Raw genomic sequence first — 4,845 nt, forward strand, 5'->3', positions numbered from 1 at the left:
GAGCGTGCGGATCACCGCCTCTTCGATGCGGTAGACGTATTCCTTGACGAAGTAGCCCGCGCGCTGCAGATCGATCAGCGGGTAGGCCACCACCTGGCCGGGGCCGTGGTAGGTTACCTGGCCGCCGCGGTTGGTCTTGACCACCGGGATGTCGCCCGGCGCCAGCAGGTGGTCGTCGCGCCCCGCGATGCCTTGCGTGAACACGGGCGGGTGTTCGCAGATCCACAGCTCGTCGGGCGTGTCGGCCTGCCGCTGGGCCGTGAACGCGACCATGGTGTCGTAAGTGGGCGCGTAGTCCACGCGCCCGAGCGGGCGGATCAGCATGGCCTCGGACTCAGAGGACGACCTTCACCATGGGGTGCGTGCTCAGCGTGCGGTACAGCTCGTCGAGCTGCTCACGGCTGGTCACATAGACCGACAGCGTGACGCCCATGTAATTGCCCGCCTTGCTCGGCCGCAGCTCGATCGTCGAGGCGTCGAACCCCGGATCGAAGGACTTGGCCACGTGCGTCAGGGCGGTGACATACCCCTCCACGTTGGCGCCCATCACCTTGATGGGGAAGCGGCAGGGGTATTCGATGAGCGATTGCTCGGGCGGGATGTCGCGGGGCAGGTCCATGGCGAGATTATCGAACGAGGGGCGCGCACGCGAAGCAGCGCGCCCCGGCAGCTTGTGGAACGCGCGGGTTTCTACGTATAATCAATGGCTTTGCGAAACCGCACACGTTTGTAACCAGCCAGTAATCTGCGATGCACAAAATGCCGGTCAAAGTTCTACCGGCTGCACAGCAAAAGCAGGCTGATGACGAATGGGATGCAGATGGGGAGCAAGAGGTTGAATTCAAGCCACTGACGCGCGAAGAAGCGCAACAGTGGCGGGCCAGCCAGCCGAATGTGTCGGTCTGGTGGCTGGTGGGGGTGCAAATGCTGGTGGGGCTGTCCGCTGGTGCCCTGGGTGGGCTGCTGACGCAGCGTGCCACGGTGGCCTGGTCGGTCCTGTACGGCGCGGCAGCGGTGGCGCTGCCATCGGCCTTGATGGCCTATGGCATGACCTCCAGTGCGGTGTCCCGGCTGTTGGCGGGTGTGGCGCAAGCCGCGTTCGCCGGATTTTTGCTGTGGGAAGGGGTGAAGATCCTGTTGGCGGTCGCCATGTTGTGGCTGGCGCCGGCGGTGATCCCCGGACTCAGCTGGCTGGGCCTGTTGGCCGGCCTGGTGGTGACTCTCAAGGTGTACTGGTTCGGATTCTGGATCCGAACCAGGCGTTCAAAACAAAACGGTTGATTGGCGCGAACGAACATGGCTGCAGAAGGTATCGGTCCTACCCCTGGTGAGTACATCCGTCACCACCTGACCCATTTGACGAACCACAAGCAGGGCTTCATCGTCGATTTCTCGGTCATCAACATCGACTCCGTGTTTTTCAGCTCGCTGCTGGGCGCGATCGTGTGTTTCTTCCTGTGGCGCGCGGCCCGCACGGCGCACGCCGGCGTGCCGGGTCGTTTCCAGGCCGCGGTGGAAATGCTGGTCGAGATGGTGGACAGCCAGGCCAAGGGCGTGATCCACAACGCCAACAGCCGCAAACTGGTGGCGCCGCTCGCGTTGACCGTGTTCTGCTGGATCTTCGCCATGAACTTCATGGACATGCTGCCGGTGGATCTGCTGCCCAAGGTATGGGAACTTATCTACGGCGCCGCGGGCCACGATCCGCACCACGCCTATCTGCGTGTGGTGCCCACCGCCGACCTGTCGACCACCCTGGGTCTGTCGGTGTCGGTGCTCTTGATGTGCTTTTTCTACAACATCAAGATCAAGGGCCTGGGCGGCTGGTCGCACGAGCTGGTGACCGCTCCGTTCGGTACCTCCAAGAATCCTGTTTGGGCACTGCTGCTGGGCGTGACCAACTTCCTGATGCAAATGATCGAGTTCGTGGCGAAGACGGTTTCGCACGGCATGCGGTTGTTTGGCAACATGTTCGCGGGTGAACTGGTGTTCATGCTGATCGCGCTGCTGGGTGGCTTCGCCTCCCTCTCGCTGTCGGGTGGGCTCTTCTTCGTCGGACACGTGATCGCAGGCACGGTGTGGACCTTGTTCCACATTCTGGTCATCACCTTGCAGGCGTTCATTTTCATGATGCTGGCCCTGATTTATCTGGGTCAAGCGCATGACGCTCACTAAGTTGCGCGGTTTCACCTCGCTCTCTAGTTCTTTCGTTTCTTTCCTTTCTCAACCTTCGTTCATCTCATAGGAGTCATCATGGAAAACGTTCTGGGTCTCGTCGCACTGGCTTGCGGTCTCATCGTCGGTCTGGGTGCCATCGGCGCCTCTATCGGTATCGCCCTGATGGGTGGCAAGTTCCTCGAGTCGTCGGCCCGCCAGCCCGAACTGATGAACGACCTGCAAACCAAGATGTTCATCTTGGCTGGTCTGATCGACGCTGCGTTCCTGATCGGCGTGGCCATTGCCCTGCTGTTCGCGTTCGCCAACCCCTTCACGCTCGCCGCTTAATGGGTTTTGCTGCCGTGCGCGGCGGCACTCGGCAGGCCGGTGAAAGCCGGTCGGCCATCGGGTTCCGCTGACGCCGCAGCAAGCGCGTCACCACTTGTCAACACACAGAAAGGCGTTGCGATGAACATCAATGCAACCCTCTTTGCGCAGGCCATCGTCTTTGCGATCCTGGTGTGGTTCACGATGAAATTCGTGTGGCCCCCCATCGCCAAGGCACTCGATGAGCGTGCGTTGAAGATTTCCGAAGGTCTGGCCGCTTCCGAGAAGGCCAAGTCCGAACTGGCCGTGGCCAACAAGCGCGTGGAAGCCGAACTGAGCCAGTCGCGCAACGAAGCCGCGACCCGCCTGGCCGACGCCGAGCGCCGTGCCCAGACCGTGATCGAAGAAGCCAAGACGCGCGCCACCGAAGAGGCCGCCAAGATCGTGGCCGCTGCCCGCCAGGAAGCCGATCAGCAGGTCGTCAAGGCCCGTGAGGCGCTGCGTGAAGAAGTGGCAGCACTGGCTGTCAAGGGTGCCGAGCAGATCCTCAAGCGCGAAGTCAACGCCGGCGTTCACGCCGAGTTGCTGGGTCGCCTGAAGACCGAGCTCTGATCCTGACGCCGCTCACGTCCCGTTTGAATCCCGGCATCCAAAGGTAGACCATGGCCGAAATTGCCACCATTGCCCGCCCCTACGCCGACGCGCTGTTCCAGGCCGCCGGCGCCGATGCGGCTGGCGTCGCCGTCTGGCTCGATGAGCTGGCAGCTGTTGCTGCCAATGAGCAGCTGCGCCAGTTTGCCGACGCGCCCAAGTCTTCGTCTGCCCAGGTGTTCGACGTCATCTCCGGCGTGCTCAAAACAGCACTCCCAGTGATGGGCCAGAACTTCCTGCGCACGGTGATCGACAACGGTCGCATCGCTGCACTGCCTGAAATCGCCGCCCAGTTCCGCGTGCTCAAGAATGCCCAGCAGGGCAGCTTCGACGCCGTGGTGTACAGCGCCTTCGACATGGACGCCGCTGCGCTGGCCGACCTCTCTGGCGTGCTGGAGAAGCGCTTTGGCCGCAAGCTGAACCTGCAGGTCCAACTGCAGCCCGAGCTGATCGGCGGCGTGCGCGTGGTGGTGGGCGACGAAGTGCTCGACACCTCGATCAAAGCCCGCCTGGAACAAATGAAAGTGGCCCTGACGGCTTGATTGCCCGACAGTCCATCGCAGTGCGCCCTCATCCCATTTAATGAAAGAAGGAAAGAGTCATGCAACTCAATCCCGCCGAAATTTCTGAATTGATCAAGTCCCGCATCCAGGGTCTGGGCGCGTCCAGCGATGTGCGCAACCAGGGCACCGTAGTGTCGGTGACCGACGGTATCGTCCGTGTGCACGGCCTGTCGGACGTGATGCAGGGCGAAATGCTGGAATTCCCGGCCAACAAGGACGGCGTGCCTTCCTTCGGTCTGGCCCTGAACCTCGAGCGCGACTCCGTCGGCGCCGTGATTCTGGGTGAGTACGAGCACATCTCCGAAGGCGACACCGTCAAGTGCACGGGCCGCATTCTGGAAGTGCCGGTCGGTCCCGAGCTGGTGGGCCGCGTGGTCAACGCCCTGGGTCAGCCGATCGACGGCAAGGGCCCGATCAACGCCAAGATGACGGACGTGATCGAGAAGGTCGCTCCCGGCGTGATCGCCCGTAAATCGGTGGACCAGCCGGTGCAGACCGGTCTGAAGTCGATCGACTCGATGGTGCCCGTCGGCCGTGGCCAGCGCGAGCTGATCATCGGCGACCGCCAGACCGGCAAGACGGCGGTGGCGATCGACGCGATCATCAACCAGAAGGGTCAGAACATGACCTGCGTGTACGTCGCCATCGGCCAGAAGGCGTCGTCCATCAAGAACGTGGTGCGCGCCCTGGAGCAGGCCGGTGCCATGGACTACACCATCGTGGTCGCTGCCTCGGCTTCCGAATCGGCCGCCATGCAGTACCTGTCGGCCTACTCGGGCTGCACGATGGGCGAGTACTTCCGCGACCGCGGTCAAGACGCCCTGATCGTGTACGACGACCTGTCCAAGCAGGCCGTCGCCTACCGTCAAGTGTCGCTGCTGCTGCGCCGCCCGCCAGGCCGTGAAGCCTACCCCGGCGACGTGTTCTACCTGCACAGCCGTCTGCTCGAGCGCGCTGCTCGCGTGAACGCCGACTACGTCGAGGCCTTCACCAAGGGTGAAGTCAAGGGCAAGACCGGTTCGCTGACCGCACTGCCCATCATCGAAACGCAGGCCGGCGACGTGTCCGCTTTCGTGCCGACCAACGTGATCTCGATCACCGACGGCCAGATCTTCCTGGAAACCAGCCTGTTCAACGCCGGTATCCG

Annotated in this window: 8 protein-coding genes; 6 read left to right on the forward strand and 2 right to left on the reverse strand. The window is 62.7% G+C overall.

Annotated features, from left to right (window positions below; translation table 11 throughout):
* Together lipB and ACR2JA_RS09985 are read right to left on the reverse strand one after the other, a co-directional pair.
* The coding region (gene lipB, locus ACR2JA_RS09980; protein ID WP_434008934.1) for a lipoyl(octanoyl) transferase LipB at positions 1–324 on the reverse strand (324 nt) is incomplete at its 3' end.
* A 10-nt stretch (positions 325–334) separates the two neighbouring features.
* Positions 335–619 carry an HP0495 family protein gene (locus tag ACR2JA_RS09985; RefSeq protein WP_434008935.1) on the reverse strand — a complete coding sequence of 95 codons (285 nt, stop codon included), beginning with the start codon at positions 617–619 and terminating at the stop codon, positions 335–337.
* A 131-nt stretch (positions 620–750) separates the two neighbouring features.
* Between ACR2JA_RS09985 and ACR2JA_RS09990 the strand changes: the two genes are divergently transcribed.
* The 6 genes from ACR2JA_RS09990 to atpA all read left to right on the forward strand — a co-directional run.
* Entirely contained in the window at positions 751–1,281 is a 531-nt protein-coding gene (locus ACR2JA_RS09990; RefSeq protein ID WP_434008936.1) for an ATP synthase subunit I, read from the forward strand.
* 15 nt (positions 1,282–1,296) lie between these two features.
* Positions 1,297–2,175, forward strand: coding sequence for a F0F1 ATP synthase subunit A (atpB, locus tag ACR2JA_RS09995; protein ID WP_434008937.1), 879 nt, complete (start codon positions 1,297–1,299; stop codon positions 2,173–2,175).
* 78 nt (positions 2,176–2,253) lie between these two features.
* Positions 2,254–2,505: a F0F1 ATP synthase subunit C gene (atpE, locus tag ACR2JA_RS10000; RefSeq protein ID WP_236963362.1), complete on the forward strand. Its 252-nt coding sequence runs from the start codon at positions 2,254–2,256 to the stop codon at positions 2,503–2,505.
* Between the two features lie 120 nt (positions 2,506–2,625).
* Complete coding sequence (locus ACR2JA_RS10005; protein ID WP_434008938.1) at positions 2,626–3,096, forward strand: F0F1 ATP synthase subunit B; 471 nt, start codon at positions 2,626–2,628, stop codon at positions 3,094–3,096.
* A gap of 50 nt (positions 3,097–3,146) precedes the next feature.
* Positions 3,147–3,677 carry a F0F1 ATP synthase subunit delta gene (locus tag ACR2JA_RS10010; RefSeq protein WP_434008939.1) on the forward strand — a complete coding sequence of 177 codons (531 nt, stop codon included), beginning with the start codon at positions 3,147–3,149 and terminating at the stop codon, positions 3,675–3,677.
* A gap of 59 nt (positions 3,678–3,736) precedes the next feature.
* Positions 3,737–4,845: F0F1 ATP synthase subunit alpha (atpA, locus tag ACR2JA_RS10015; protein WP_434008940.1), on the forward strand; the 1,109-nt coding region annotated here is incomplete at its 3' end.

Origin of the sequence: Hydrogenophaga sp., from assembly GCF_051007235.1 — a bacterium.
GTDB lineage: Bacteria > Pseudomonadota > Gammaproteobacteria > Burkholderiales > Burkholderiaceae_C > Hydrogenophaga.